The sequence below is a fragment of the Pseudomonas sp. SCPG-7 genome, from assembly GCF_002156405.1.
Taxonomy (GTDB): Bacteria; Pseudomonadota; Gammaproteobacteria; order Pseudomonadales; family Pseudomonadaceae; genus Aquipseudomonas; species Aquipseudomonas parakoreensis.
The window spans coordinates 20,640-46,233 of the sequence record NZ_MVOO01000021.1; the positions used below are offsets into that span (position 1 = coordinate 20,640).

Sequence of the window (25,594 nt, forward strand, 5' to 3'; positions counted from 1 at the left end):
CATGCTGGATAGACTGTTAGCCCTGCTTGTTCTGGCGCTCGTCCTCGGCGTGCCGCTGGGGTTGATCTTCCTGGTCACCGGGCAGTTCCTGATGGACTTCGTGTTCTTCTACCCGTTGTTCATGTCCGGCCTGTGGATTTCCGGCGGCCTGTATTTCTGGCTGCACTGGGAGCGTCACTGGCCATGGCAGGACGACACCCTACCGCCGCCACTGGAAGGCGAGCCGCTGATCTCGATCCTGATCCCTTGCTACAACGAAGGCGAAAACGCCGCCGATACCATTCACGCGGCGCTGGCCCAGCATTACCCGAACATCGAAGTCATCGCGATCAACGACGGTTCCAAGGACAACACCGCCGAAGTGCTCGACCGGCTCGCCCAGGAAGACCCACGCCTGCGGGTGCTGCATCTGGCGGAAAACCAGGGCAAGGCCGTGGCCCTGCGCATGGGCGCCATTGCCGCGCGCAGCGAATATCTGGTGTGCATCGACGGTGACGCGCTGCTGGCACCGAACACGGCGGCCTATCTGGTGGCGCCGATGCTCGACAACGCGCGCCTCGGCGCAGTGACCGGCAACCCGCGTATCCGTACACGTTCGACATTGGTCGGGCGGGTGCAGGTCGGCGAGTTCTCGTCGATCATCGGTCTGATCAAGCGCACGCAACGGGTGTTCGGGCGGATCTTCACCGTGTCCGGGGTGATCGTCGCGTTCCGCCGTACCGCGTTGAACCGGGTCGGCTACTGGAGCCCGGACATGATCACCGAAGACATCGACATCAGCTGGAAGCTGCAACTCGATCACTGGAGCATCTTTTACGAGCCGCGCGCGCTGTGCTGGATCCTGATGCCGGAAACCCTGCGTGGTCTGTGGAAGCAGCGCCTGCGCTGGGCCCAGGGCGGTGCCGAGGTGCTGTTCAAGAACATCCGCGGCATCTGGCAGTACCGCCATCGTTACCTGTGGCCGCTGCTGTTCGAGTATTGCCTTTCGACCGGTTGGGCCTTCACCTTTCTGCTGTCGGTAATCTTCTGGGCCGTTGGCAAGTTCGTGGTCATGCCGGAATCGATTGCCGTGCATCACCTGATGCCTCCGGCGTTCACCGGCCTGTTGCTGGCCTTCGTCTGTCTGGTGCAGTTCGCCGTCAGCATCATTATCGACCGGCGCTATGAGCCAGGTCTGGGCCGAACCATGTTCTGGGTGGTCTGGTATCCGATCGCTTTCTGGCTGGTCAGTCTGCTCACCACCTTGGTCAGCTTCCCCAAGGTCTTGTTTGGCCAACATCAGAAGCGTGCGCGCTGGGTCAGTCCTGATCGGGGCATCAAACCGGTCGGCGACGACGAAGAGGAGGTCATCAAATGAAAATCATCCGGACCCGCCAGCGACCGTTCCTGGTCGTGATCGACGTGATTCTCACCGTGCTGGCCTGGGTCGGCCTGCTGTTCCTGCTGATACGCGGGCTGTGGCCGCTGATCGAAACCCACGCCGGTGGGCCACGCATCGACAACTCGGCATTCGAGGCCCTGGGTACGTTGCAGATCTACCTGTGGGTGGCGCTGGTCAACGCAGTGATCCTGATTGGTTGGGCGCGTTACCAACAGCGCAAAAGCAGAAGCTTCGCCCAGCGTCGATTGCCGGCGCCGGTGGTCGATGATGAAGGGCTGAGCAAGAGCTTCCGCCTGTGTGATGACCGCCTGGAGAAGCTGCGCACACCCGGGGTGATGACCATCCACAACGATCAGGAAGGTGATATCAGCCATGTGGTGCTGAACTTTCGGCCGCTGGAACCGGCGGAATTGCCGCCACCGCTGGCGCCGCTGGAGCATCCGCGGGTGATCTTTCTGCACGCCGAGGATGACGATAATCGCGACCCGATGAATCGCCTCACCTGAAAGATGTCCCCCTGTAGGAGCTGCCGAAGGCTGCGATCTTTTAATCTTTAAAATCAAGATCAAAAGATCGCAGCCTTCGGCAGCTCCTACATTGTTCAGCATTCAGCATTCAGCATTCAGCATTCAGCATTCAGCATTCAGCATTCAGCATTCAGCATTCAGCATTNGCGAATCAGCTCCCAAGCTTCTTCCATCGCCAGTGGTTGTTTCATTCGCTCCGCGAGCATCGCCATGGCCCGCTCCTCCTCGCAGGCCACCGCGGCGACCACCACGCCGTTGTGGCCGAACAGGCCGATGAACGGCGGATGCTCGGGTTCGCCCCTGAACTCGATTTCATCCCACTGACTGGCATGGCCAAGGTAGTCGTAGTTCCTGCCGAAGTGCCAGGTCCAGAAAAACGGCACATCCAGATAATGCTCATCGGCGCCCAACATGTTGGCGGCAGCAATGCGTGCGTGCTGCTGGGCCAGGCGCCAGTGCTCGATGCGTTGCGGCTGGCCGCTCAGGGGGAACGTGGCGATATCGCCAATCGCCCACAGCCCGTCGCAAACACGCAGGCCGGCGTCGACTCGCAGTGACTGGTCTTTCTCCCTCGGCAGCGACGCAAAAGCCTCGGTGGCCGGATGCACGCCGACCCCGGCCAGCACCAGATCCGCCGAGACGCGCAAACCGTTGTCCAACAGCACCGCTTCGACTTTGCCGTCGCCAATGATTTCCCGGACTTCGTGATCGGTAATGAATTTCACCCCGTGTTGTTCATGCAGCGCACGGATCGCTTTACCCACGGCTGTACCGAATTGCGCGGCAAACGGAATGGCGTGGCGGGCGCTGACCGTTACGTCGAGCCCGAGCTGGCGCAGGGCCGAGGCGCATTCCAGGGCGATAAAGCTGTCGCCGATGATCAGCGCCCGCTGTTCGGGTTTGGCGGTGCGCATGATCTGTTCAGCCTGGGCTTTCGAACGCAGGACGAACACTTGCGGCAGATCAGCGCCGGGCAGTTGCAGCGGATTGGGCTCGCCGCCGGTGGCGAGCACCGCGGCGTCGTAACGCAGGGATTGGCCATCGTGCAAATGCAGGGTTTTCGCTGAGGCGTCGAGGGCAGTTATTTCGCCTTGTCGGCGTTCGATGCGCTGCTCTTTATAAAAGCCTTCATCGCGCAGCGGCGGGGTTTCCTTCGCCGACATTTCGCCGGCGAGGACAAATTTGCTCAGCACCGTGCGGTCGTAACCGGCTTCCGCTTCGCGGTCGAGCATGATGATCCGGCCACCGAAACCTTTCTCCCGCAGTGCCGCCGCACATGCCGTGCCCGCTGCACCTGCGCCGACAATCACGAAGGTGCGCGAATCATCGGCCGGCGGCGTGTGCCCATCCGGTAGCGGTTGATCATCGACCCAGACCTCATCGCCACGTAACTCCAGCGGATAACGCTTGAGGCTGTCGAGGGCCGGCGGCTCGCACAGCGCACCGTCTTCGACACGAAACGCGGCTTTGTGCCACGGGCAGATCAGGCGTCCGTTGCACAACGCGCCGTCAGCCAATGGCGCGCCGGCGTGTGGGCATTCGCCCTGAAACGCGCGCAGTTGGCCGTTCGCGCGCAACAGGACAATCTTGCGCTCGCCGATTTCGACTTGCAGGCCACGGTCTTCGGGGACATCGGCGACACGGGCGACACGGTGCAGGCTCATTGTCGTGCTCCTGACAGGCATTTCTCTTACGAGTTTGCGCCGCAGTGCGAGGTTCAGCCAATTGCCACTGCCACGGCACGAACGGTACGGCTATAGTTTGCAGGCCGACGAAGGCCCAACTGCACAAGGTACTCCCGGAATGACCCGATTGACCTCTCTCAACCCTTGGCTGGCGGCCGTTGCCGTCGCCCTTTGCGTGCAGTTTCCGGCGCAGGCGGCCGAGCGCTTTACCCTCGATATCCCCGGTGTCTCGGACAACCGCCTGTTCACCTCCGCCGCCGCGAGCGATGCGGCCGGTTGCGGTGGCAAGAACCAGTCCCCGGCACTGGCCTGGAACGCGGGGCCTGCCGGCACCCAGAGCTACGCGATCGTCATGCACGACCCGGACGGCCAGAAAGGGGCTGGCGTCGATCACTGGATTCATTACGGCATCAAAGCCACCACCCGGCAGATCCCGGCCGGTGTCGGCGCCAAATCCAGTCTCGAAGGCGTAGGCGGCACCAACAGCAAAGGCACCACCCATTACATCGGGCCATGCCCACCGGTTGGCGACAGCGCCCACCACTACATCATTCAGATCTACGCCCTGGATCTGGCTCCGGATGCCTTGCCCGCCGGCCTGACCCGTGCCGAGCTGATGGACAAGATCAAAGGCCACGTACTGCGTAACAGCAGCGTGGTGCGGCGTTATCACCGCTAAAAATTTTTTTTGGCGGGGTTTAACCCGATCTGAAGGGGCTGCCCGTCTCAGTGGATGAATGGATCACTTTCATCCCGAGGTCAGCCCCCATGTCCCGCTCCCTGCCTTTTCTGCGACCCGTTGCTGTCGGTATGTTGTTGACCGTCGCCGGTTGCGGCGTGTCTTCCAATCCCGAATCGGCTGTTGTCCCGGCGCCGGCCCAGCCACAGGCGTCGATTCAGCATGAAGCGCTCAGCGTCGATGGCGCCATGGCCAAGCGCAGTGCGCGACCGGCGCCAATGGCGAGTTTCGCGGCGATGCCGGCCCCGGAAAGTTATCCACAAGGCTATCGCGACGAGCAGCGCGAGCAATATCAGGCGCTGGCCGATAATCCGATCCATAGCGTGGCCGAATCTCCGGTCTCAACCTTCAGCGCCGACGTCGATACCGGCGCCTACGCTAACGTCCGGCGTCTGCTCAATCAGGGACGCCTGCCTCCGGAAGGTGCGGTGCGGCTGGAAGAGATGGTCAATTACTTTCCCTACAACGATGCGCTGCCCAGCGATGGCTCGCCCTTCGGCGTGACTACCGAACTGGCCGCCACCCCGTGGAATCAGCACACGCGCCTGCTGCGGATCGGCATCAAGGCCTCCGACCGGGCCGTGGCGGAACTGGCCCCGGCCAATCTGGTGTTTCTGGTGGACGTGTCCGGTTCGATGGATCGCCGCGAAGGCCTGCCGCTGGTCAAAAGCACGCTGAAACTGTTGGTTGATCAGTTGCGCGAGCAGGACCGGGTGTCGCTGGTGGTGTATGCCGGCGAATCCCGCGTAGTGCTGGAGCCAACGTCTGGCCGGGAAAAAGCCAAAATTCGCACAGCTATCGAGCAATTGACCGCTGGCGGCTCAACTGCAGGTGCGTCGGGCATCGGACTGGCCTATCAAATGGCACAACAGGCGTTCATTCCCAAAGGCATCAACCGCATCCTGCTGGCCACTGACGGTGACTTCAACGTCGGCATCAGCGACTTCGACAGCCTCAAGCAAATGGCTGTGGATAAACGCAAAACCGGGATTTCCCTGACCACCCTGGGTTTCGGTGTGGATAACTACAATGAACACTTGATGGAACAGCTGGCCGACGCTGGCGACGGCAACTACGCCTATATCGATAACCTGCGCGAGGCGCGCAAAGTGCTGGTGGATCAACTCGGTTCGACCCTGGCGGTGGTGGCGAAAAACGTCAAATTGCAGGTGGAATTCAATCCGGCACAGGTCAGTGAATATCGCCTGCTCGGCTACGAAAACCGTGCGTTAAAGCGTGAGGATTTCAGCAACGACAAGGTTGATGCCGGTGAAGTTGGCGCAGGACACACGGTGACCGCGCTGTATGAAATTGTCCCGGCAGGTGAGCAGGGCTGGCTGGAACCGCTGCGCTACGGTAAATCGGAAGCGGCGGTTTCGGCGAAATACGGGGAATTGGCGATGCTGCGTGTCCGTTATCAACAGCCAGAAGGTAGGAAAAGTCTGCTGATCGAGCGGCCGATTACCGATCAAGTCGCACCGGCCAGTGACGATCTGCGTTTCGCAGCGGCGGTGGCGGCGTTTTCCCAGCAGCTCAAGGATGCTCGCTACACCGGCGACTTCAGCCTGAAAGACACCGAAGCGCTGGCCCGTGGCGCTCGCGGCGACGACCGCTTCGGTTTGCGCAACGAGTTCGTGCAACTGGTCGAACTGGCGCAAAGCCTGCGCAGCTCAACCGCATCGAATACGCTGCCCCCTGAGCGACGGATCGAATAGTGAGCCGATTGAAAGGCTTCATCAGTCAGCTGTTTGCTACGCCAGACAGCCCGACCGCCAGCAGCGATGAAACGCTGCTGGCGCGTTATCGCGAAGGCGACGGCGCGGCGTTCGAGATTTTGTACGCCCGTCATCGGCAAAGTCTGTATCGCTTTCTGCTCGGGTTGAGCGGCAAACCGGAACTGGCTGACGAGGTGTTTCAGGACACTTGGCTGAGCCTGATCCGCAGCACCAGTCAGCCACAAGGACGGGCGACGTTTCGTACGTGGCTGTTCCAGATTGCGCGCAATCGGCTGATTGATCACTGGCGTAAACACGGTGCATATCAGCCGCTGCACGACAGTTACGACGAACAGCTGCACGCGGTCGGTGACGAGACCCACGATCCCGAGCAACTGCTGAACCTCAGCCGCGACAGCCAGCGCCTGGAAAGCGCCCTGCAAACCCTGCCCGCCGAGCAGCGCGAAGTGTTTCTGCTGCGCGCCCACGGTGACCTCGACCTGGCGCAAATCGCCAGCCTCACCGAAACATCGCTGGAAACCGTCAAGAGCCGCTTGCGCTACGCCCAGCAAAAACTGCGTCGGCTGCTGGCCGAGGAGGTACTGACATGACTGACGCCCGCCAGACGCCGGAAGAGCAACTGCTCAAACATTATCGCGAGCAACACACCAGCGAGCCGTCAGAACAGCTCGATGCGCTGATTCTCGCCGCTGCGCGCCGCGCAGCTCCGGCGCCCAAGCCAAGCCTGTGGCAACGCTGGCTGCAGGCCTGCCAGAAACCGCGTTGGCAGGTCGCATTCGCCAGTATGGTCGGTGTGGCGCTGATGCTGTCACTGGTACAACGTGCGCCCGAGCCGCCAGCGCAATTCGACTTCGCCCCGGCGGCCAAACCGGCTGCGCCAATGGCGCGCAAGCAAGCGCCCGAAGCGCAGGCACTGGCCTCTCCGCCCGCTGCGGCCATACCCGCACCCGCACCGATGATGGAAATGGCCGAGCCGATGCAAAGCGACGCGATCAGCGCCGACGAAGCCAAACTCAGCAAACGCGCCGCCGCCCCGGCCAACGGCCTGGATGAGCAACTGCGCGAAGTCCTGCGCCTGCGCGAGGCCGGCCAGTCGCAAGCCGCGGATGCGCTGTATAACAATCTGCACAAACGCTACCCCGGGGTGAACCTCGACCTGCGACTTGAGCGCATACGCCAGAACTGACCGCTTGTTCACCCAGCCATTTGGCATTGCCCGGCAAAAACGCGCACTATCGAGCCATGGCTGAAGCGCTGGAGAACAAAGTGGCAGCAAAAATCGACCGCATCGCCCAACTCCTCAACTGCCCGCAGAAGGGCGAGGAGATGCGGCGCGCGATTACCGAGGCGCGCAAGGAGTTCCTGCTGAACCAGTCGGAAGACGACGTCGTGGAAGAAGACGAGGTTTTTGAGGAGGCTGGGGAAGAGGAGGAAGATGACGATTACGATGAGTTTGACTGGACGACGGAGTGACCGTCGTTGCATCAAACACCGCGCCCACGAAAAAGCCCCGGACCATCACAGTCCGGGGCTTTCTCGTTTCAATTCATGGCGCACCAGGCGGGATTCGAACCCACGACCCCTGCCTTCGGAGTCCTAAAAGTCGACGTTTAGAATCAAAACGTTAGCGGTGATTAGCTGTGAAATCAATAAGTTGTGTTAGCTGAGGTTAGCGAGCTTTCGCCCCGGCTAGCGGGGCGAGTGTGGCAAACTTGTGGCATTTCGATCAGTAGGTAAGCCTCTCCGCTCACCTAATCGACTGGACTCGTCCAGATTAGCCAGTAGTGAAGGGCAGTAAGCGGCCAGAAGCGGGCGCTAGCTCCGAGGTTAAGCCGACCTAAGTAGTGAAGCGGAACAAAGGTAAACTTTTTCTGCCATGTCGATTGCTTTACTAAACGGGTTAGGCTTGACGGCGGCGGGGAACATATCGCCATTGAGTCTGCCCCCGACATTGGGAGAGTGCTCTGCAGGAGTGTTCCCCGCTCGGCTCAATCATGTGTCACTGTGGCGGGCGCTACTGCGAGCCCTGTAACATATTCGATTTAAGAAAAAGGAGTGTCGTGTGGCAACAAAACAGCGGAGCCTCGGGAATGCGAAGGCGGCCAGGCAGGATGAGTTCTACACGCAGCTATCTGATATCGAGAAGGAACTGAGGCATTATCGCAAGCATTTTCGGGGAAAGGTCGTATACCTCAACTGCGACGACCCACGGGAATCGGAGTTTTTCCACTTTTTTAGCTACAACTTCGAGAAGCTTGGTCTAAAGAAACTCATCGCTGCTTGCTACAAAAGTCAGGACGTAGATTTCTTTTCGTCTAGTGACGCTGAGCGCGCTGTCTACCTCGAATATGAAGGTGACAAGGATGGCGACCGCATCCCGGGCCGCGATGAAATCGAGGTTATCGAGTTCGAGGGAGACGGAGACTTCCGCTCCGCTGAGAGTATCGCGTTGTTGAGACAAGCCGATATTGTGGTTACCAACCCACCGTTTTCGCTCTTTCGCGAGTATGTGGCTCAACTCATGGAGTACGACAAGAAATTCATCATCATAGGGAACCTGAACGCGCTCAAGTACAAGGAAGTCTGGCCTTTCATTCAGGAGAACCGTCTCTGGTTGGGTGTCACCCGCACCGGCACAGGTCAGATGTGGTTTCGCATCACTGACGACGCGCCCATCAAGACCGGCCAGAAGGCTGATGAGAACGGCCATCGCTATCAAACGATCGGCAATTCCGCTTGGTTCACGAATCTTGACCACTCCAAGCGTCACGAAGAGATCACCCTTTTCAAATCCTACGACCCCGGGGAGTATCCGTCGTATGCGAACTTTGACGGCATCGAGGTTTCCAAGGTTGTCGACATCCCGCTGGACTACCCAGGAGTGATGGGTGTGCCCATCACGTTCCTGGGTAAATACAACCCTGATCAATTTGAAATTCTCGGTACGAGCTTGATCCTTGCCCGCCCTATGTCGGAGGTTGCTGCGGTAGGGTCCTACCCACAGGGTGGCCCGAACTTCTACCTCAGCAATGGTGACGGAACCTACCGCCGCACCTACGAACGCCTGGCGATTAGGAAAAAGCAGCTGTGAAGATAGAACTCGAACGCATCAAGATCCGTGATCTCGTCGATAACTATGAAGACAACGATGACCTGGGAGTACAGGCATACGGTGGCAAACTCGACGTCCGACCACCCTACCAGCGAGAGTTTGTCTATAAGGATAAACAGCGCGACGCGGTGCTGGAGACTTTGCGGAGGGGGTTTCCTCTCAATGTCATGTATTGGGCCGTACAGGGCGACGGAAACTTCGAGGTAATCGACGGCCAGCAGCGCACAATTTCGATCTGTCAGTACGTAAACGGAGATTTCTCGATTGACGTCGATGGCCACCAGCTAGCTTTCCATAACCTCCAACCTGACCAGCAGGAGGAAATTCTGGACTACGAGCTTATGATCTATCTCTGTACAGGCACTGACTCGGAGAAGCTCGGCTGGTTCAAGACCATCAATATCGCTGGCGAGAAGCTGACCGATCAAGAGCTGCGAAATGCGGTTTTTCATGGGCCGTGGGTCTCCGCGGCAAAGAAATACTTCTCCAAGAACGGCTGCGCGGCCTATGCGATTGCTAGTGATTATCTCTCAGGCTCCCCAATCCGTCAGGAATACCTTGAGACCGCGATCGAGTGGATCAATGAGGGGGAGGTCGAAGCATATATGCGTGACCATCAGCACGCTTCGAATGCCAATGAGCTTTGGCTCTACTTCCAGGGAGTTATCAATTGGGTCGTGGCCAATTTCCCGAAGAAGCGCTCTCAGATGAAGTCGGTCAAATGGGGCGCACTCCATCGTACCTACAAGAGCACGACTCTTGATCCAATCAAGCTCGAAGAGCGGGTCAGCGATCTCATGTCGGATACCGACGTCAAGCGGAAGGTCGGTATCTACGAATTTGTGCTGGGCGGCGAAAGTGACACGAAACTGATCGAAGTGCGGGTCTTTGATGAAAAGACTAAGCTCGCAGCCTACGGCGGGCAAACAAAGGCGGCCATGGCTGCCGGCACATCGAACTGCCCGATGTGCACGGCCGGAGGTAACAACAATGCCCAGCGCATTTACGAGTTCACCGAGATGGACGCGGATCACGTGACCGCTTGGTCGAAGGGTGGTTCGACGGACATCTCCAATTGCGAGATGCTCTGCACCTCGCACAATCGTTCAAAAGGTAACAGGTGATTCTGGTAAGTCAGGTGCGGGCAACGCGTCTAGCTCTCGGCTGGTCGTTGGGCCTGTTGGCAGAGCAACAGGGTTCTCGCTTCCCGCAAGCGCGGCGAGGAGGAGAACGTTGCGCGAAATCATCATTTGCAAGCACTCCGACGAGCAGGACTATGGCTGCGGTATCTGCGGGAAGAAGTGGGTGCGCGAGAAAGGCGGGCACGTTACGCGCTCGGCCAGATCGGATAGCCAGCGACGGCTGATATAGTTATGAGTTAAGCGCTTCCGACCGTGAGGGGCCGGTTTTGGCTGATCTCTGCCGGTCATGCCCTTGCCGGATACAAGCTGGATTGCGTCGCGTGCATTACCCCTCATTAAGGGCTTGCTCATACGTTTTTGAAAAGCTTGAGAGATCAGTCTTGAGGACGAGACAAAGATCTCGAAGCTGAACAATATCGAGCCTTCTGACTCCTCGCTCCACATCACTCATGAATGACTGCGGTTTACCCAGGGCAGCAGAGCACTGTGCTTGAGTCATTCCGGATTCGCCGCGCATGCGTTTGAGCAATTGAAAAAGAATCTCATGCTCACGTCGATAGATTGCTTTGGTCATTGCCGTGTATCTGGAGGGGCGGCTGACCAAGCTATATCTGCTTTTTGAGTTATCTGATTATCAGATATTTTGTGCTGGACATTGGCGTGAGTAAAAGTGATGAGGCAGATTTGGGAGCTATTCCGGGAGCGCAGGTTTTCAACCGCAGCTCGAAGTATTCGCAAAGATTAACGATGCCTACCTGGGTATCGATGGATCTGCACGTAGGCTGTTGGCCTACCCAGTCAAAGGCGTAGAGCATTTTTTCAGGTTCGATGAAATTAATGCTTGGCGCATCGTCCCGGTAGGAAAGCACAATCATCGATTGGAGGTACTGACCAGCAGTCTTGATGTTCCCGTGTTCAGCCTCGTTTTAAAGCCGACAGAGGTACTCAATACTGAGTCTCGAACATCAAGTGCTGAGCTCGACGGCAGGGTTGGACCAGCGCAGTCGTGGTCTAGTAGAGCACTAAGTCCTGGCATTGCATGAGATAAGGGCAGAACTGTGAATCACCAAGGCACCAACGGGTTTACCTCAACATCCGATACGCTTAATTGCCTCGGTTATCTCAACCAAGATATTTGCGTACTCCTTGGAAAGCGCGCCGTTGCCCTCGTTGAAAAGATGCTTTTGAAGGCCACCTAGACGCCGCAGCTCATTGATTACGTGGGAGTCAATTTTGCTTCTGGTCTGTCGCTTCAATGCGGCGGCCAGCACGAACTGACCAACACTCATTCCGCTGTCGTGGGCTTTCTCGCGTACCAGTGCTTCTTCTTCCTCGAAACAACGAATTGCCGGCAGCCATCCTGTGCGTCGGCGTTGTTCGCTACGGCTCATGAGCTTTCCTTTTTCCAGGTGTTGGGGGCTCGGGGCTTGCCCTGAGTAGGGAAGGTAGGCAAGCAAAGGGAGTGTAACGACTGGTGCGCGCCGATTGTGAGTCGCCAGGAACTGGCGGTATCACAAACCCTACCTTGTCCTAGTCTTTACTTTCAGAATTTAGATGAGTTGTGCACTACCCGGTTACAGCCGGGATGCAAAAGGCGTAAGCATTGAGGGGACGCCTTGGGTACGAAAAAAAGGCGAATTCAAAACGATTTAAATAAGCAAAGAATGCATCATCCATCAGCGGCTGAGGATACAACGATTGGATGGCGAGAAAGACGCTAGAGCGACAGCTAGGATTTACCAAGTTGCCCCTAGCCTTGAGTGACTTTCTGATGCAGAGGGAGGGTATAAACAGCATGTGTGCACGCTTGACGTTGATAAGCGTGAGACGATTTTGGGACGTTTGTGGTGATGCGGAGGCACAAAGGCTAAAGTGACGAATCTGAGGGAGCTATTTGACACTGGCGTGTAGATCTCAGGTAATTCTCTCAAGATACCTTGGAGATAGTTATGGAACAGTCCAGTGACTCCGAAAGTAGCTTCGCCGAGATTATGGATCTGAAGCGCTCCAATCGTGAGCGGTTGATTCGTGCTATCCAGAACGCCTCCCCCGAAGAGCTCGAGATTTCTGCTCAGCGCATCAAGGAAGTTCTGCTTGACTCTGTCAATCCAAGCCAGCGCCGACAGCGCATTGCCCCGCCAGCGTTCGTTAAGAGCAAATAGCTCCTCACGTATCGAAAGATTCTTGCGAGAGTGGCGGCATGCGGGTCGTTGTTTTCATTGCGGAGTTCGGACGTTTCACAGAGTAGTGCGAGGTCATTATCAATTAGTGATCAGGCTGACTGCTACTGCCCAGGCTCTGCATGGGCGGTCGTAGGCAGCAGCTGTCTTTTGGATTCACTCCACGATCATCAGGCACAGACTGCGCTTTCAGTTTTGGTTAAAGCAATTGTGAAATATTCTTTTGTAATTGCACTGACTTGCTCGCCCCTCTACATTTGACCTGTCCAGGGGCATGAAACGATCCTACCCAGCACAATCCTGTCCGTGACCATAGGTGGCCACCCCTGGGTATCCAACAGAGCTACGCATATGTGGGACGCGGTAAATTTTGAGCTGTGCCAGTTAGTATTTGATTAGGGAACATTCTCTAAAAGCCAATACTTTGGCGCCAAAAAGCACCTGTATAAACCCTGTAGCAAACATGCTCGTCGTCGTGTTGAAATACGCCAAGGATGGCAGGTAGCTACGAGGAGAGAGAGAAAGGATATGCCAACAAACGTAAATGTAGCATTCAGTAAGTTTTTAAGCGAAACGGTAAATCTCTACTCTGAAGACAGTAAAACTGCCCGTACAGACCGAGATAACCTTCGTAAACGGATTCAACGCTTTCAATCTGAAGTGGTCAACTTTCCAACTTTGCATACGGATGCGGACATCAATTTCGGATCGTTTGCTCGAAAGACCAAAAAGCGCCCACTAGATGACGTTGACATGTTTTTCTGTATGAACGGAAGTGGCGCCCATTACAACGAAGTGTCGGATGGTGTCATAAAGATCCACGTCACCAACACCAATACCAACCTTTATCAATTCACTAACAATGACAACGAGACACTTAACTCAATAAAAATCCTTAACAAATTTAAAATTTCTGTCGAATCTGTGTACGCCTATCGAAGCTCCGAAGTCAACCGGCGACAGGAAACTGTCGTTTTGACGTTGAACAACAAGGATTGGTCCTTCGATATCGTACCTTGCTTTATTACCTCTACCGTTAACAACAAGGATTTTTATTTGATCCCCGACGGCGCCGGTAACTGGAAGAAAGCGGATCCAAGGATCGACCAAAGCAGGACAACCCGAATCAACCAGAAACATAATGGTAAAATTCTAAACGTCATACGAGTCATGAAGTATTGGAACGCACGAGCTACGATGCCAACAATGTCATCGTATCTTCTTGAGAACATTATTCTCAATCATTATGACGTTGCGTCCAGTTGCTCCGACTACATTGATGTGGAACTACCTTACGCATTCCAAGCTGTGCGTAATGCGATTTTCTCCACTGTGCCTGACCCGAAAGGTTTTCAGAGTGATCTGAACGATCTTAGCTTTGATGATAAGTTAAAAATTTATACGCGTGCTGGTACAGATAAAGACAAAGCATTAGATGCCCGCAGGTTGGAGCGGGAATGCCAAACACACAAAGAATCCATTAACAAATGGCGCGAAATATTTGGCAGTGATTTTCCGGAGTATGGCTGATGGGAATTCGCACTAAGCAAAACGATCACTACTTCATCGTCCGTTTCGCTGCTGCACGGAGATTGTATAGTTTAGCCAAACAAGGACAGAACGCTTACCTGATGCTAAACGTGGTATTAGTGAGCGTAATGGCCTTTCTTTCCATCATTTTGAATAGCAAATCAGCTGGTACCTATTTCGGCTTTGAGACGATCGATATTTCCAAGCTCGTTGCTGTAATTTCTGTCGTGGTCCTGACCTTAGATAAATTTTTAGTCACTGAGCGAATTGAAAAATACAAGGAGGAAGCTGCGAAGGTCCAAGATCAAGCGGACAGAAAGCTGTACGGCTTTGAGTGGAGTGCTCCCTTGGCAGGTTCCCCGCCAAATTCGGCTCTGGTCACCAAGCATGGTGAGAGGCTTCTCAAGAAAAAGGGTAAGAAGCCTTTTGAAGACTGGTATGCGCTAAGGGAAGATAAGCTAATTCACCCTTATCAAATCCTGATTTGTCAGAACGCTTGCCTTTCTTGGGACGCTAGTTTGCGCTCGACAATGAACCTCTTCCTCTTGATTTTCGGGTTCGTAATTTTTGGTTCTGCATTGGGGCTCAGCATCTTCCTAAATCTGTCTACATTCAGCGCATTAACCAACCTGGTAGCACTGGCAGGGCCTGTCGTAGATTTCGGATACACAGTGTATTCCGGCAACAAGAAGACCATTGAGAATATTAATCGCCTTAGAGATCACCTTACTGACGCCATTGATAGCGAGAACCAACAGGAGAGTCATATTATTAAGCTATGTCAAATGGTTCAAGACCAGTTGTACATCAATCGACGGGACAGTTGGCCCATTCCAGATAGGCTGTATGAGTGGCTGCGTAATAGAGAGGAAAGCGTGATGGTTGGTAGTGCTGCCGACCTGGAATCCCAATTATTGGCTAAGCAAGCTGAGTCAAACAACACGGCGGTTGTTAGCCCCCCATAGAGTTTGCTCAGCTCGATTGGCCCTGGTTCTGATACCTACAGGTAGTTAAGGAAACCCCGAAGAAAAATTAGGTCCCTCTGTCCGGATTGTGGAGAAGCCGTCGCATTGGCCAACAGGAGGCAAGCAGCATAAATGCGACGGTTTTCGGGGGTAGGTGCGGCAATTAGCTACGGATAGAAGCTGGTCATTTCTTCCCTTCCATCTCATGCTTTCACTACAACCTCTGCGTCACTCGGCACTTGGGATATGCCGAGCACCCCCAAAATTGTTACCCTGCATTCGGGCCCAACTTCACAGTGCGAATGAGTAATGCACTGCCGCATTTTGGGCACTTACGCTCAGCTGTTGGTTCATTTCGGCGTTTGAGGTTTTGGAGATGTGCACGCTGGGTTGCGAGGCTTGGCGACAGCCGCCCGGTTCGCAAAGTCTGCACAAGTGCGTCGACTTCGGCCTCCGTAAATACCGGCTGCTTGAACGACTTGATGTAACGAATGAAGCCTTTACCTTGAGTGACGTTGGCCGGCATGTCGGTCTTGAAGCTACTTGCGCCAACAAAAACGATAACCGAGTGCAGGTACTCGGTTACTACACCGAGAGCGACCTCCAGTGCCTTGAGGTGTTTGTAGTTCTGCCGTAACGGGTTCTGGAACTTGAATGTTTTTTGGTACAGCCTCTGCGTCCACTGGGACTGCTTTTCGCTACCGAAGATCCAGCCACTAATGTTCTTGGTCTCCACAACGAAGATGCCGTAGGGAGAAATGAATACATGGTCAATCTGAGTGGTGCCGTCAATGGTATTGAGCGTCACGTTGTGCATCCGGCGATAGGTTTGCTTGTCCAGATGCCATCTTGCGAACAGACGTAAGCGGAGTTCGCCGGTATGGCCCTTGCCCCAACGTGAATTGAGCAGACCAATCAGCAGTATCGGCGGGATAAACCAGTGAAAGGCCTCCCAAGCCCGGGTGATGATGTGAGAGAGGTCCATTTCAATGCCTCAATGAATTGCCGAGCTGTTTCAGCTGAAAATGGCAAAATTATGCCCGCTAGCCTTGGCTAACTTTAGAGCAAGCTCACTGCGCCGCTACCGACCAGGAGCCTCAAAGCGAGTCGTGAGCAGCCACTAGGAAGCGAATCATGTTGAATGCAGTCATTTCTGGAAAGAAACGAGGTACCGGACTTGAAGGGGCCCGATTACTACTTGGCCAAGCAGAGGGCGCGGAAGACGTGATCACTGCGAGCGTCTTCGAGCGCCTGGCTTACCTACCCGACGCCTTATTCAGTGCCACGTTAAGCACGTTGCTGGGCGAAGCATTTGGTGCAATTGAAGAGATTGATTTCTGGCCATCGTGGTACCTACCTGGCGGTCGCCGCGTCGAGCCCGACGTAGTGATAAGTGATGGGCAACAGTCGCTGCTGGTGGAAGCCAAACGCCATGACTATTCTCGGCGGCAATACGCGGGGCAGTTGGCGTCAGAGCTACAAGCCGGTTGGGCTGGGGGCAAGCTTGCCGAAAACTGTATCTTGCTGACCCTCGGTGGCTTGGCTGATCTAAGCCACAGTACGCGTGAAGATCTGCACCAAGACATCATCACAGCCCTCCCTCCTGGCAACGACTACCGATTCAAACTGGTCTGCTGTAGTTGGCAGCAACTGTTCTGCCTCTTGGAGGACGAACTGAAGAAGCAATCTGAGCCAGGACTGCAACGGATGCTTTCAGACTTGTCCGACTGCTATTCCTGGCATGGTCTGCGCACTCATCGCATGTTATGGCTGAACGCATTGAAACCAGCGCATCTAACCACAACCCCAAATGCCTTCGACCAATGGAAGCTGAAATGAGTCAGGACCTTAATGCGGCGTTGCTTGACGTCCGCCGTGCTTATCGCTTGTTGGCCGACTACCAAAAACGTCAATTTGATCTGCTTTCCTACATTCGCAACAAACTGGACGCCGTCCCTTATTATCAAGCTTATGCATTTGCTCGCCCTGGAGACCTGCGAGGTCTTGAAAATCAAACCAATGCAGGATTGCGATTCCTGCCATTCATGGACATTTCTGCGATCTGGCTCCGTCATCAAAACCAGGTTGAGTTTTGGGACAAGCACTTGCCTGGCGATTTGATGTTTGGCGCATGGGTGCGCAGTGATACCGGCTTCGATAAATATCAGGGTATCTACAAAGGAGAAACAGCCGAGGCATCCAAAAGCCTGATTGTCCTATCTGTTGTGATTTGTGACACACCAAACGACAACCCAGGCAACTGGTATAACAAAGTCTGGAACCCTCTACCATATCCAGAAGACGGTGAGGTGGGTGTCAGCGAGGCCGTTCCAGGGTATCGGGTTTACGCCAAAAGCATCGACTTGGCGGGATTGGCTGATCAAGTTTCAGTGGATGCAGCCATCGACCAATGGCGCAAGGATGCTGCAACTGCGCTAAAAGTCCCTCTGATATGACGCGAGAACTCAAGCAACCTCGTTACTCCGGCTTTTTTGGCTAAATGCTATATATTCTGACGGATTGCCATCTCCCCTGCCTTCGCGGGCATGGACATCCTGGAACGGACTTCACTGACGAGGGGAATGGTGACCTTGATGGGCACAGCGCACACTGCGCCGGCACCATCTCGGCCGGGCCCCTCACGACTAAATCAGAAGACGAACAACCACATCGATATGCGCTTCCGAATTAAGCACCCTCTCCAGCAAGAGCTATTGGATGTTGAAGACCACCAGGTAATGTTTGTCTGCCAAGATTGCGTTGGGGACCCAATGCTCAGGGGGCTCAAGTCCTTTCCGGCATCTGAGAAAACCTGTTCAGCATGCGGTCAGATTACCCGCAGGGTTCTCACGCCCCACCGAGTAGCCCAGTTCATACGTGAGCATTTGCCGAAACATTTCATCATTGACTATGGCCTTTACGAGGGTCATGAAATGAGCCTGGCAGAGGTTGTAGGAGTCGCCGTTCGATGTGATAACCCGCTTGTGTGCGAGGCGATTGCAGCGGATATGGTCAGCCCTGGAACCGATGAGGAAGACTTTTATTGGCCAGGACAAGAGTATTGCTTCGCACCCAGCCCTTTCGATTCAGAGGAACATGAGCGGTGGTGGGTTGTCGGTGAGTGGGAACAGATTGCCCATGATCTGTGCCATGGCCGCCGCTTCTTCAACGACAACGCCCGAAAGTTTTTTGATTCGCTCATTTTCGAAGCGCTCAACGCGGAAACCGCCGGCCGCCCAGGTGCCCCAGCGGTCGTCACAACGCTTCCCTCTGACACATGCTTCTATCGGGCCAGGATTGCTCGAGACGATACAGAGGTACAACTTTTCAGAACGAACCCGGCTGATGAGTTAGGCGCTCCTCCCATCGATCGCGCGAAAAGCAACCGGATGAGCGCTGCTGGTGTTTCTTTGCTGTACGTGTCGCAGGACATCAGAACTTGCATCGCCGAAGTCCAACCATCCCCGGGTGATTCTGTTGTGGTCGGTCAATTTACGTCCATGACTCCAATGACCATTTTTGATTTCACTGCGCTGAGTAATCAGCTACAACATGCTCCCTTGAGCCTGTTCAGCCCTGACTTTGAAAAACGGAGTGACCACCGAAGGTTGCTACGGTATCTCCATGACGAAATTGCACGACCAGTTGGCCTGCTCGATACGCATTACGTGGTGACTCAGGCCTTGGCGGAATTCATTCGCTATAACGAGCATAAAACCTTTGACGGCATGTCCTTTCGCTCTGTGCAGCATGAGGGTGGCGTCAACTTCGTGCTGTTCGACAAAAGCAGTTTCGGTAGCTCACAGGTCCCAGGCAGCCGCCCGATTTTTGACTTACAGATAGCCTCTGACGACGTCATCACGCACTACATAGCTGAGTAAGTCGCGTGCTGAGTTCAATTTGCGAGATATGCGCGACCATGGGGTCATTGGCTCAATGACTTGACTGTTTCAACGCTTGATATTGATCGTTTCGACCGCAAACAGATACAGGGCGAACATCCGAACAAATTCAACGCTGCCGAGTAGCTTCAGGTTGATGGGGTCGGGAACATTCGACACGTACCAGAAGGCCACGCATAGGCAGAACGCCAATATCGTTCCACCGAGGTAGGGGCCCCAACTGAAGAGGTCATGGTCGGCAAGACGACTGTTCAGGGAGTTAACGCAGAGCACCCAGGATACGATCAGCATGGAAGAGACCATCAAAAAGAACGGCAACAACAGGCTGGTAACGGAAAAAGGATCCTTGATCGGTCCCCCACCTTCCACGACCGTTGAGAAGGCCAGCGCGGCAAACACGCTCAACAACGGGCGAGACTTGACCCTACCCAAAGCTTCTAGAAGTTCCTTAAACACTGATGCTCTTTCCTTACACGAGTTGAAACTGGGATAAGTTTGCCAATCCGCGCGGGACATCAACGTTTTCGCGGACGGCCCTTCTGCTGTCGACGAATAGCTGCAGCATGCTGAGATTTGAGTTGTTCCATTTTCTTATTGAAAGGCTTCAGGACGTTGTCCAGGTCGCTGTAAAGGTTTGATTTGGACCTGACAACCTCAGTGAAGAAGTAACGTTTGAAAGCTGAGCTCTCAAATCGCCCGTGCCTCCAACAGTGCAGCATAAAGTTGCTGTTCAAAAAGAAGCAGAAGCCACCGAACAAGACGGTCAGTTGCAGGTACAACGCTTGATCCGTAGCCAGTTCACCGGAAGAGTTTTTCACCAGCAACCAATACACCGCCGTAGTCGCTCCCAGCACCACACAGAACATGAGCAATGGTGCTCGTTTGCGTATAGGTTGGCCGGCGAAACTCACTTGGGTGCTCTGAATTAGCGTGTACAGGGCGTTAATCAAGAAGGGGAAACCAACGAAAGCAATGTCGATACCCGAGAAAACGTAGCTCACCGAGTCCAGCCAATAAATACCGACTAACGCCACCGCGGTTAGCCCAGAGACGATCAGATCCTTCTGTAGCGATTTGGCGTAATCAAGGTATTGCCGACCGTTTTTGCCCAAGCGTGAATGCACGTAGTCGACCAGTTCAATATAAGCCAATGGCCATAAAAATGCGGTAAAGCCGACAATGTAAAAGACTTTGAGCAGGGCAACGAACTCAAAATTGTAAACCAACGCGATAGGGTTAACCCTTAATGCGAGGAACCCCCAAAAGAACGCCAACAACATGAGCGGATAGAAGAGCGCGCGGTGCAAGTAACGCATGAATTTACCTAGCTATTGGATGGATCCGGTGCGCAACGTGCACGCACGTGTCCGCACAATCGCATTGCAATCCACCAGCACTTGTATTCGTTGACCAACTGTTCGCACTCGTCCTGAGCAAATCGGCGTATTGGCGATCGACTGCACAAGATCCATAGCGACATAGGGCCATCTATTTACTCGATGCACCACACCGTGAAGCCATGAAGAATGCTCATTTAACGTCGCAGACGCTAACGTTTATGGGTGATCGACACTTACTACTGTGTAACGATAACCGGATCCGGAATGAACTTCTCATACCAGGGTTTCAAGCGGGGCGCGTGTGTACTCAGCATGCGAAGGACTGAGGCATATCTCTTTGCAGGATTGGATTCGCGGTGAATTTTTTCGATCCGTTCGGTGAGCTTGTAATGGCTAAGCCACGCTTGCAGGTCAGCCGCATCGTTGCAGACATACACAGCCTCATCCATCGCCCTGACCTCTTGGATAGCCATTGCGATGAGTGTCGTGACATCTTTCAAAGTCGGACGATTGTCCTTGAAGTCGGAAAATAGCCTTTCAACGTCAAGTCCCGCGTAATTGGTACGTATGCGTTCCTCGTTGGCCTGAATCACCTGCTTTTCTTTGTGCGTCAGTTCGGCGTTGGAGTCAGTGTGTACATGGCGGTTGCGCCAATGGATAAGCAGCATTACACAGCAGGATCTGAATCGAGTTTCGTAATCTGCTGCATCCTTCACTGGAAAGGTTGGTGCGAACAGTTGCTTTGCTAATTCGGAGAACCTTTCAGCTGCGGATGGCGGTTTTGGTTTTCTTGATTTCCACTCCGTGGTCAGCCTTTCAAATCGCGGCAACTTCGTGATGGCCCGTACGTACTGACCTAGCGCCTCCACTGTAACGACCATCGCAGCATGCACAGCTGCCTTGCGAGCCTTGCGTGCTGCAAGCAATGGATCCTTTGGCGCCCAACTGATATTCAATCCGTCGGGTTTCTCATGATTTGGAGTGATTGCCGCCAAGCCTACCGCGATGGTATTCAAGTCAGCTACGCCGCTTCCTACAACTTGCAGAAAGTCAGCCAAAGCTTGGGTGCTGGAGTTGACCGGCCGCTTTATCGCGTCAGGCACGGCCTGAGCGCGATCAGTAACGCCCGATTGAGCGATATTTTGTAATTCTGACATCGCCTCTTCCATCGACCCGGAATGATCTGACAACGCTGGGGCTCGAACCCATAATTCCCGCTTTCAATATGGTTACCCTTTTATCGGCGGGCGTGATACCGATTTCACCACGTCGTCGAGCGAATTCTACGCGAAACACCAATACCAACAAAAGTAGATACAACTGGTTTCGCCGTTAATCTCTTGCTCGATCTGCACTCGTCCAGCTGTATGAGCGACCTGGCAGGGTCGACCCTGTCTACAGTGCGTGCCGAAAGCAGATAAGAGGCAACGCCGTCGACCCGGATCGAGGACGACCTAATTCAATTGCCTAGTAGCAACAGAAAGTCCTGTACGTAGGGAACAACCGATACTCATGCGTAGACCGTGTTGGGAACAATGTCTCGCTGAACACGTATAGACCGCAAACATAATTTTCCAATCTCCGGATAACATGCGGATTACCACATTTGCCCACGCTGGCAACCTTGCGAAGGGAGTCCTGATGTCCGTTCCTACATACGACAAATTCATTGAGCCGATCTTGCGCTACCTGGCGGCGAATCCGGAAGGCGCGACAGCACGCGACGTGCATGAAGCTGCTGCCCAGGCTTTGAATTTATCTGAATCACAGCTTCAAGAGCTGATTGCGAGTGGGCAAGCGACCTATAAGAACCGCGCTGGATGGGCTCACGACCGTCTCAAGCGCGCAGGGTTATCCTCCAGCGCCAAACGAGGCTATTGGAGGCTCACCGAAGCTGGCACTGCTTATTCCACACAGCACCCGTCACCGCTCACGGCGGATCAGGTTGAACAACTCACCGTCGGCTTCATGGACGTGAAGCTTAGGAGCCCCACAGATGCCGTCCCACTAGATGGGCTAGAGCAGGGTGCAGATACACCGATATCAGCAACTGTGAGCCCGGACGATCGGTTGGAACAGGCTTTGCGTGAGCTACGCGATGCAACAGCAGCGGATCTACTGGATAACTTGCTACAAGTCAGCCCCAACCGCTTCGAAGTTATTGTGCTCGACGTGTTGCACAGCCTTGGCTACGGGGCTAGCCGAAACGATTTGCAGCGTGTTGGTGGTAGCGGAGATGGCGGAATTGACGGGGTAATTTCGCTTGATAAGCTCGGGCTGGAAAAAGTCTATGTCCAAGCAAAACGCTGGCAAGGCACTGTAGGCCGTCCTGAGCTGCAAGCTTTCTATGGAGCACTTGCCGGGCAAAAGGCCAAGCGAGGGGTATTTATTACTACGTCAGGTTTCACTGCTCAAGGAATCGACTTTGCCCGTTCAGTGGAAGGCATGGTGCTGGTGGATGGCATCCGCCTTGTCAACCTGATGATGGACTACGAGGTTGGGGTAACGTCCCGGCTTCTCAAACTGCCGAAACTGGATAGCGATTACTTTGACGAGGAGTGAGGATTTTGGACCTCGTCATAGTTTCTCGGCTCCGGGGGCAGGGCTAGTAAACGAGCACTGGACACTAGCGCTCCGATGATCAAAAAACCATTACCAATCAGATTCCAGCTCGGTGCTTAGGTGGATACCCATCACCTTTGCCTTGCGATATCTCAGCGGCTCCGCATTGATCTCCAGGGCAACAAGTCGACTTGCAGCGATGACTAAGCTGTTGAAGCGGTCATTGTGAACGGCGACATATGCGATGAGTTTTTTGCCAGTCGCCTGCATAGAACCGATGCAGCGAGGAGCCGACTTGTCGCTTAGGAGTAATGGGTCAACGTATAGGTAGCATTCTAGGGCAGGGTATTTGAATGCTTCAGGGTATCGGATGGAGCCGTAAAGCTTGATCGCAGTATGCTCTGAATAATGGTGACCGATTTGCCTGGTATCGGTCGGTGTGGCCATGCTGAACGACCAGGACATATCCCACCCCCATATCCGGGCTTGGAGAATTATTCGCTCAACGGTGGTACGACTCCGGTTAGCCATAGCATTCATCTTCCGCGTTTGAGCCGGCTGCGGACATTCCCTCGACTGCTCGTTAGGGGCTGAACTTCCGTCCGAGATCCGATTAGTACTGATTAGGTTCAGATTAGTTTTTAGAGGGGCACATGCTGCGGCCTTTGTGCAATCAGGCTGACAGGCACTATTGACTGTGGATAGCCTACCTTTTGGAACGGGCTACGCTACCCGCTGCAACGGCAAGCGTTACCTGCTAGAACGGTATTCTCTACCCGCTAGAACGGCACGCATCATTTTTGTTTTTTCCACCCTCAAGAGATGTCGGCACTGTGTCTGGCTTTCCTGTCTTTGGACGTGTACCAAATCGCCTCGAATGTCGTACTCGAATGATTTACCGTGTTTGTTGTAGGCAGCGTTCAAAGCGTCAAACGCGCGACATAACGTTTGGGTAAATTTCCAGATTTCGCGGGCTTCGCTTCCACAGAGCTGGTGCAGCGTGCTTACTTTGAGTCCGTAAGCTTTTGCATGGCTCGAATAAAATCCATGAAGCCATTGGGCAAGTGGCTGGCCATCCAATGCAGACCGAATACTCCAGTCGATGTAACTGAAGCCAGATTTGGAAAACAGTGCGTTTAGCCTGGCGTCAAGGATTACGACGTATTCCAAACTATTCTCGTCCTTATAGAAGTCTTTGATCAGTTTACCGGTGTAGGAAATATCACCCAGCACTACCTCAACGGTGCACGCTGCCAATCGCCGCAAGCGATCGTGCAGCAGCTTCCTATTCTTACCCGTGTCGGTCTTTTTCATGAGTTTAAGCACGCCGTAAGCCCTGTAGCGGAGCTCGTGGCCTAGCATTTGCCGTCGAGAGAGGTGCAACACGCTTAGCCATACGGAAAGGTCGATCTGGTCGAGACGCGTTCCTGTATAAGAAATCTGCACGCCCCCGATTGAGTTAATCGCCACCATTTTTTGATCAGTCCGACTGCCCTTCCTTACTGCTCCGAAAAGCGCCGACCGCAAGAACGCATTCGGTACGCCGCGAACCTCATCCGGCCATGTTTTCAGCGTTGGGGTTGTAATCGCAGGCTTTGGCTTGAGCTGCGCCTTGTTAGCCGCTCTTGCTCGAGCTTCAAGTTGGCTAGCTGTGCAAGACGCCTGCCCCCTGAAGTCGTGATGTCATTCGTATGGAGCTCTGGCGGCATTAGCGGCTCGTTTATAAACGAAGTGACCACTGCTTAATTTTGAATGGAGGCAGGTGTGCGAGTGCTCATTTTCTAGCCTCTACTTGCTCTTTTTTTGTAGGGCGACCAACTCGATTTCCTGGCGTAGTTTTTAACACTGACTTGGCTGGCGAAGCCGAAGTGCATTCGGGACCATGGCGCATCCACTGGCGAAGATCGCCGAGACGCCAGCGTAGCCGCGATAGTCCCGGAAGGGGATCAAGTCCCGGCAGTTTGCGCTGACGAACGGTCAACACGCTGAATCCTGTTAGCGCCGCGACCTCGGCTACGCCTATCAGTACGTCATCTGAAAGCTTCTGGATTTTTTGAATGGTTTCGTAATCGACGCTCATCGTTACAGTCGCTCGGTTGCTATTTAGTACGTCCAGCTTTAGATAAACGAAAGCTGATCAGCTAGGACACCTTTTTGACAGATGCGACTGTTAGCCAAAGAATGGGTGCATGCAGCCATCGTCCTTTGAGTTCAATATCAATCCCGAAGAAGTCTTTCAGCTCGTTTTCCGTGAGATAGAAAGTCATCAGGAAACGGGCCGGAAAAACTTTGTTGTCCGTGTTCCGGTGGATCTGGTGGAGTACCTGTTCTCCGGGATATTGCAAAAGTCAGGCATGTCGAAGGTCGCACTTGAGCGATTGCTTACGGATCTTGGGATATACGGTTTCAAGGACGCAGATGGGCGGATTCTGCGGCGGTATCTGAGTGGCCAAACGCGCATGGCTTGGGATACCTACCAGCGGCTGTTGTTTTGGGCTTTATCGAAGGCGTGGGTCAGCGATTGGGTTTTTCGTGACTTGCTGCTGAGGACGTATCTGCGGGAGGCGGCTCAGCTCAGTGCGCGCAATATTCTGAACACTCTAAAGCGCCGGGTATCGATCTCGGACTTAACCCGTGAGCAGGTTATCGAGTGTTTCAACGAGGTCTATCTGCTTAAGCAGAGGGAGCGCGAGGAGATCGCGCTAAACCGTGTTCGAACGGATTCAGAGCTCAGGGAGCTAGCGCGCTCCCTGAGGCTTGAGATTATCGACTGACTGTCAGGCTGGCTTCGCC

Annotated in this window: 27 protein-coding genes and 1 tRNA gene; 17 read left to right on the forward strand and 11 right to left on the reverse strand. The window is 54.4% G+C overall.

Annotated elements, in window-relative coordinates:
* Window position 1: 1 nt before the first annotated feature.
* Window positions 2-1,357, forward strand: a complete 1,356-nt coding sequence (gene pgaC / locus B1722_RS25750) for a poly-beta-1,6-N-acetyl-D-glucosamine synthase (RefSeq protein ID WP_041071010.1) — start codon at window positions 2-4, stop codon at window positions 1,355-1,357.
* The gene (pgaD, locus tag B1722_RS25755) at window positions 1,354-1,887 is read left to right on the forward strand and encodes a poly-beta-1,6-N-acetyl-D-glucosamine biosynthesis protein PgaD (protein ID WP_086794802.1); all 534 of its coding nucleotides are present in this window, start codon (window positions 1,354-1,356) and stop codon (window positions 1,885-1,887) included. Before pgaC ends, pgaD begins: the two co-directional genes overlap by 4 nt.
* A gap of 158 nt (window positions 1,888-2,045) precedes the next feature.
* Here the strand turns inward: pgaD and B1722_RS25760 are convergent, their stop codons facing one another.
* Window positions 2,046-3,572 carry an FAD-dependent oxidoreductase gene (locus B1722_RS25760; protein WP_086794803.1) on the reverse strand — a complete coding sequence of 509 codons (1,527 nt, stop codon included), beginning with the start codon at window positions 3,570-3,572 and terminating at the stop codon, window positions 2,046-2,048.
* A gap of 139 nt (window positions 3,573-3,711) precedes the next feature.
* On the opposite strand from B1722_RS25760, the gene B1722_RS25765 reads away from it, so the two are divergent.
* The 7 genes from B1722_RS25765 (at window position 3,712) to B1722_RS25795 (ending at window position 10,304) form a co-directional block, all read left to right on the forward strand.
* Window positions 3,712-4,272 (forward strand): YbhB/YbcL family Raf kinase inhibitor-like protein, encoded by a 561-nt coding sequence (locus tag B1722_RS25765; RefSeq protein ID WP_041071019.1) that lies wholly within the window; start codon window positions 3,712-3,714, stop codon window positions 4,270-4,272.
* Window positions 4,273-4,361: 89 nt separating this feature from the next.
* A complete protein-coding gene (locus B1722_RS25770) occupies window positions 4,362-6,047 on the forward strand; it encodes a VWA domain-containing protein (RefSeq protein WP_086794804.1) in 1,686 nt (561 codons plus the stop codon).
* A gap of 29 nt (window positions 6,048-6,076) precedes the next feature.
* Window positions 6,077-6,658: an RNA polymerase sigma factor gene (locus B1722_RS25775; protein ID WP_174377079.1), complete on the forward strand. Its 582-nt coding sequence runs from the start codon at window positions 6,077-6,079 to the stop codon at window positions 6,656-6,658.
* Complete coding sequence (locus tag B1722_RS25780; RefSeq protein ID WP_086794806.1) at window positions 6,655-7,254, forward strand: hypothetical protein; 600 nt, start codon at window positions 6,655-6,657, stop codon at window positions 7,252-7,254. Before B1722_RS25775 ends, B1722_RS25780 begins: the two co-directional genes overlap by 4 nt.
* Window positions 7,255-7,310: 56 nt before the next feature.
* Window positions 7,311-7,541: a hypothetical protein gene (locus B1722_RS25785; protein WP_174377072.1), complete on the forward strand. Its 231-nt coding sequence runs from the start codon at window positions 7,311-7,313 to the stop codon at window positions 7,539-7,541.
* Between the two features lie 589 nt (window positions 7,542-8,130).
* Window positions 8,131-9,159, forward strand: coding sequence for an adenine-specific methyltransferase EcoRI family protein (locus tag B1722_RS25790; RefSeq protein ID WP_086794807.1), 1,029 nt, complete (start codon window positions 8,131-8,133; stop codon window positions 9,157-9,159).
* Window positions 9,156-10,304, forward strand: a complete 1,149-nt coding sequence (locus B1722_RS25795) for a DUF262 domain-containing protein (protein ID WP_086794808.1) — start codon at window positions 9,156-9,158, stop codon at window positions 10,302-10,304. The genes B1722_RS25790 and B1722_RS25795 overlap by 4 nt, the downstream gene beginning before the upstream one ends.
* A 343-nt stretch (window positions 10,305-10,647) precedes the next feature.
* Here the strand turns inward: B1722_RS25795 and B1722_RS25800 are convergent, their stop codons facing one another.
* Window positions 10,648-10,896 (reverse strand): helix-turn-helix domain-containing protein, encoded by a 249-nt coding sequence (locus tag B1722_RS25800; RefSeq protein ID WP_086794809.1) that lies wholly within the window; start codon window positions 10,894-10,896, stop codon window positions 10,648-10,650.
* A gap of 514 nt (window positions 10,897-11,410) precedes the next feature.
* Window positions 11,411-11,713, reverse strand: a complete 303-nt coding sequence (mobA, locus tag B1722_RS25810) for a plasmid mobilization protein MobA (protein ID WP_086794810.1) — start codon at window positions 11,711-11,713, stop codon at window positions 11,411-11,413.
* Between the two features lie 558 nt (window positions 11,714-12,271).
* On the opposite strand from mobA, the gene B1722_RS25815 reads away from it, so the two are divergent.
* From B1722_RS25815 to B1722_RS25825, 3 genes are all read left to right on the forward strand, one after another.
* Window positions 12,272-12,484, forward strand: coding sequence for a hypothetical protein (locus B1722_RS25815; RefSeq protein ID WP_086794811.1), 213 nt, complete (start codon window positions 12,272-12,274; stop codon window positions 12,482-12,484).
* A gap of 546 nt (window positions 12,485-13,030) precedes the next feature.
* Window positions 13,031-14,032, forward strand: coding sequence for a hypothetical protein (locus tag B1722_RS25820; protein WP_086794812.1), 1,002 nt, complete (start codon window positions 13,031-13,033; stop codon window positions 14,030-14,032).
* On the forward strand, window positions 14,032-14,997 hold the full coding sequence (locus tag B1722_RS25825; RefSeq protein WP_086794813.1) for an S-4TM family putative pore-forming effector: 966 nt from the start codon (window positions 14,032-14,034) through the stop codon (window positions 14,995-14,997). Before B1722_RS25820 ends, B1722_RS25825 begins: the two co-directional genes overlap by 1 nt.
* A 268-nt stretch (window positions 14,998-15,265) precedes the next feature.
* Here B1722_RS25825 and B1722_RS25830 read toward each other — a convergent pair whose 3' ends face one another.
* The gene (locus B1722_RS25830) at window positions 15,266-15,982 is read right to left on the reverse strand and encodes a nuclease-related domain-containing protein (RefSeq protein WP_086794814.1); all 717 of its coding nucleotides are present in this window, start codon (window positions 15,980-15,982) and stop codon (window positions 15,266-15,268) included.
* Window positions 15,983-16,131: 149 nt separating this feature from the next.
* On the opposite strand from B1722_RS25830, the gene B1722_RS25835 reads away from it, so the two are divergent.
* From B1722_RS25835 to B1722_RS25845, 3 genes are all read left to right on the forward strand, one after another.
* On the forward strand, window positions 16,132-16,836 hold the full coding sequence (locus tag B1722_RS25835; RefSeq protein ID WP_086794815.1) for a hypothetical protein: 705 nt from the start codon (window positions 16,132-16,134) through the stop codon (window positions 16,834-16,836).
* Entirely contained in the window at window positions 16,833-17,453 is a 621-nt protein-coding gene (locus B1722_RS25840; protein ID WP_086794816.1) for a hypothetical protein, read from the forward strand. The genes B1722_RS25835 and B1722_RS25840 overlap by 4 nt, the downstream gene beginning before the upstream one ends.
* A 477-nt stretch (window positions 17,454-17,930) precedes the next feature.
* Window positions 17,931-18,878, forward strand: coding sequence for an RES family NAD+ phosphorylase (locus tag B1722_RS25845; protein WP_174377075.1), 948 nt, complete (start codon window positions 17,931-17,933; stop codon window positions 18,876-18,878).
* Between the two features lie 69 nt (window positions 18,879-18,947).
* Here B1722_RS25845 and B1722_RS25850 read toward each other — a convergent pair whose 3' ends face one another.
* The 4 genes from B1722_RS25850 to B1722_RS29655 all read right to left on the reverse strand — a co-directional run bounded on the left by B1722_RS25850 (window position 18,948) and on the right by B1722_RS29655 (window position 21,513).
* Window positions 18,948-19,355, reverse strand: coding sequence for a hypothetical protein (locus tag B1722_RS25850; protein ID WP_086794818.1), 408 nt, complete (start codon window positions 19,353-19,355; stop codon window positions 18,948-18,950).
* A 59-nt stretch (window positions 19,356-19,414) separates the two neighbouring features.
* Window positions 19,415-20,215, reverse strand: coding sequence for a hypothetical protein (locus B1722_RS25855; RefSeq protein ID WP_086794819.1), 801 nt, complete (start codon window positions 20,213-20,215; stop codon window positions 19,415-19,417).
* Window positions 20,216-20,475: 260 nt separating this feature from the next.
* Window positions 20,476-21,396 carry a hypothetical protein gene (locus B1722_RS25860; protein ID WP_086794820.1) on the reverse strand — a complete coding sequence of 307 codons (921 nt, stop codon included), beginning with the start codon at window positions 21,394-21,396 and terminating at the stop codon, window positions 20,476-20,478.
* A 27-nt stretch (window positions 21,397-21,423) separates the two neighbouring features.
* A tRNA-OTHER gene (locus B1722_RS29655) sits at window positions 21,424-21,513 on the reverse strand.
* Window positions 21,514-21,880: 367 nt separating this feature from the next.
* On the opposite strand from B1722_RS29655, the gene B1722_RS25865 reads away from it, so the two are divergent.
* The gene (locus B1722_RS25865) at window positions 21,881-22,801 is read left to right on the forward strand and encodes a restriction endonuclease (protein ID WP_086794821.1); all 921 of its coding nucleotides are present in this window, start codon (window positions 21,881-21,883) and stop codon (window positions 22,799-22,801) included.
* Between the two features lie 90 nt (window positions 22,802-22,891).
* Here the strand turns inward: B1722_RS25865 and B1722_RS25870 are convergent, their stop codons facing one another.
* From B1722_RS25870 to B1722_RS25880, 3 genes are all read right to left on the reverse strand, one after another.
* Window positions 22,892-23,266, reverse strand: a complete 375-nt coding sequence (locus tag B1722_RS25870; RefSeq protein WP_254616385.1) for a hypothetical protein — start codon at window positions 23,264-23,266, stop codon at window positions 22,892-22,894.
* A gap of 285 nt (window positions 23,267-23,551) precedes the next feature.
* Window positions 23,552-24,388, reverse strand: a complete 837-nt coding sequence (trfA, locus tag B1722_RS25875) for a plasmid replication initiator TrfA (protein WP_086794822.1) — start codon at window positions 24,386-24,388, stop codon at window positions 23,552-23,554.
* Window positions 24,389-24,575: 187 nt separating this feature from the next.
* Window positions 24,576-24,881, reverse strand: a complete 306-nt coding sequence (locus B1722_RS25880) for an AlpA family transcriptional regulator (protein WP_086794823.1) — start codon at window positions 24,879-24,881, stop codon at window positions 24,576-24,578.
* A 109-nt stretch (window positions 24,882-24,990) separates the two neighbouring features.
* On the opposite strand from B1722_RS25880, the gene B1722_RS25885 reads away from it, so the two are divergent.
* Window positions 24,991-25,575: a hypothetical protein gene (locus B1722_RS25885; protein ID WP_086794824.1), complete on the forward strand. Its 585-nt coding sequence runs from the start codon at window positions 24,991-24,993 to the stop codon at window positions 25,573-25,575.
* The last annotated feature ends 19 nt before the right edge of the window (window positions 25,576-25,594 follow it).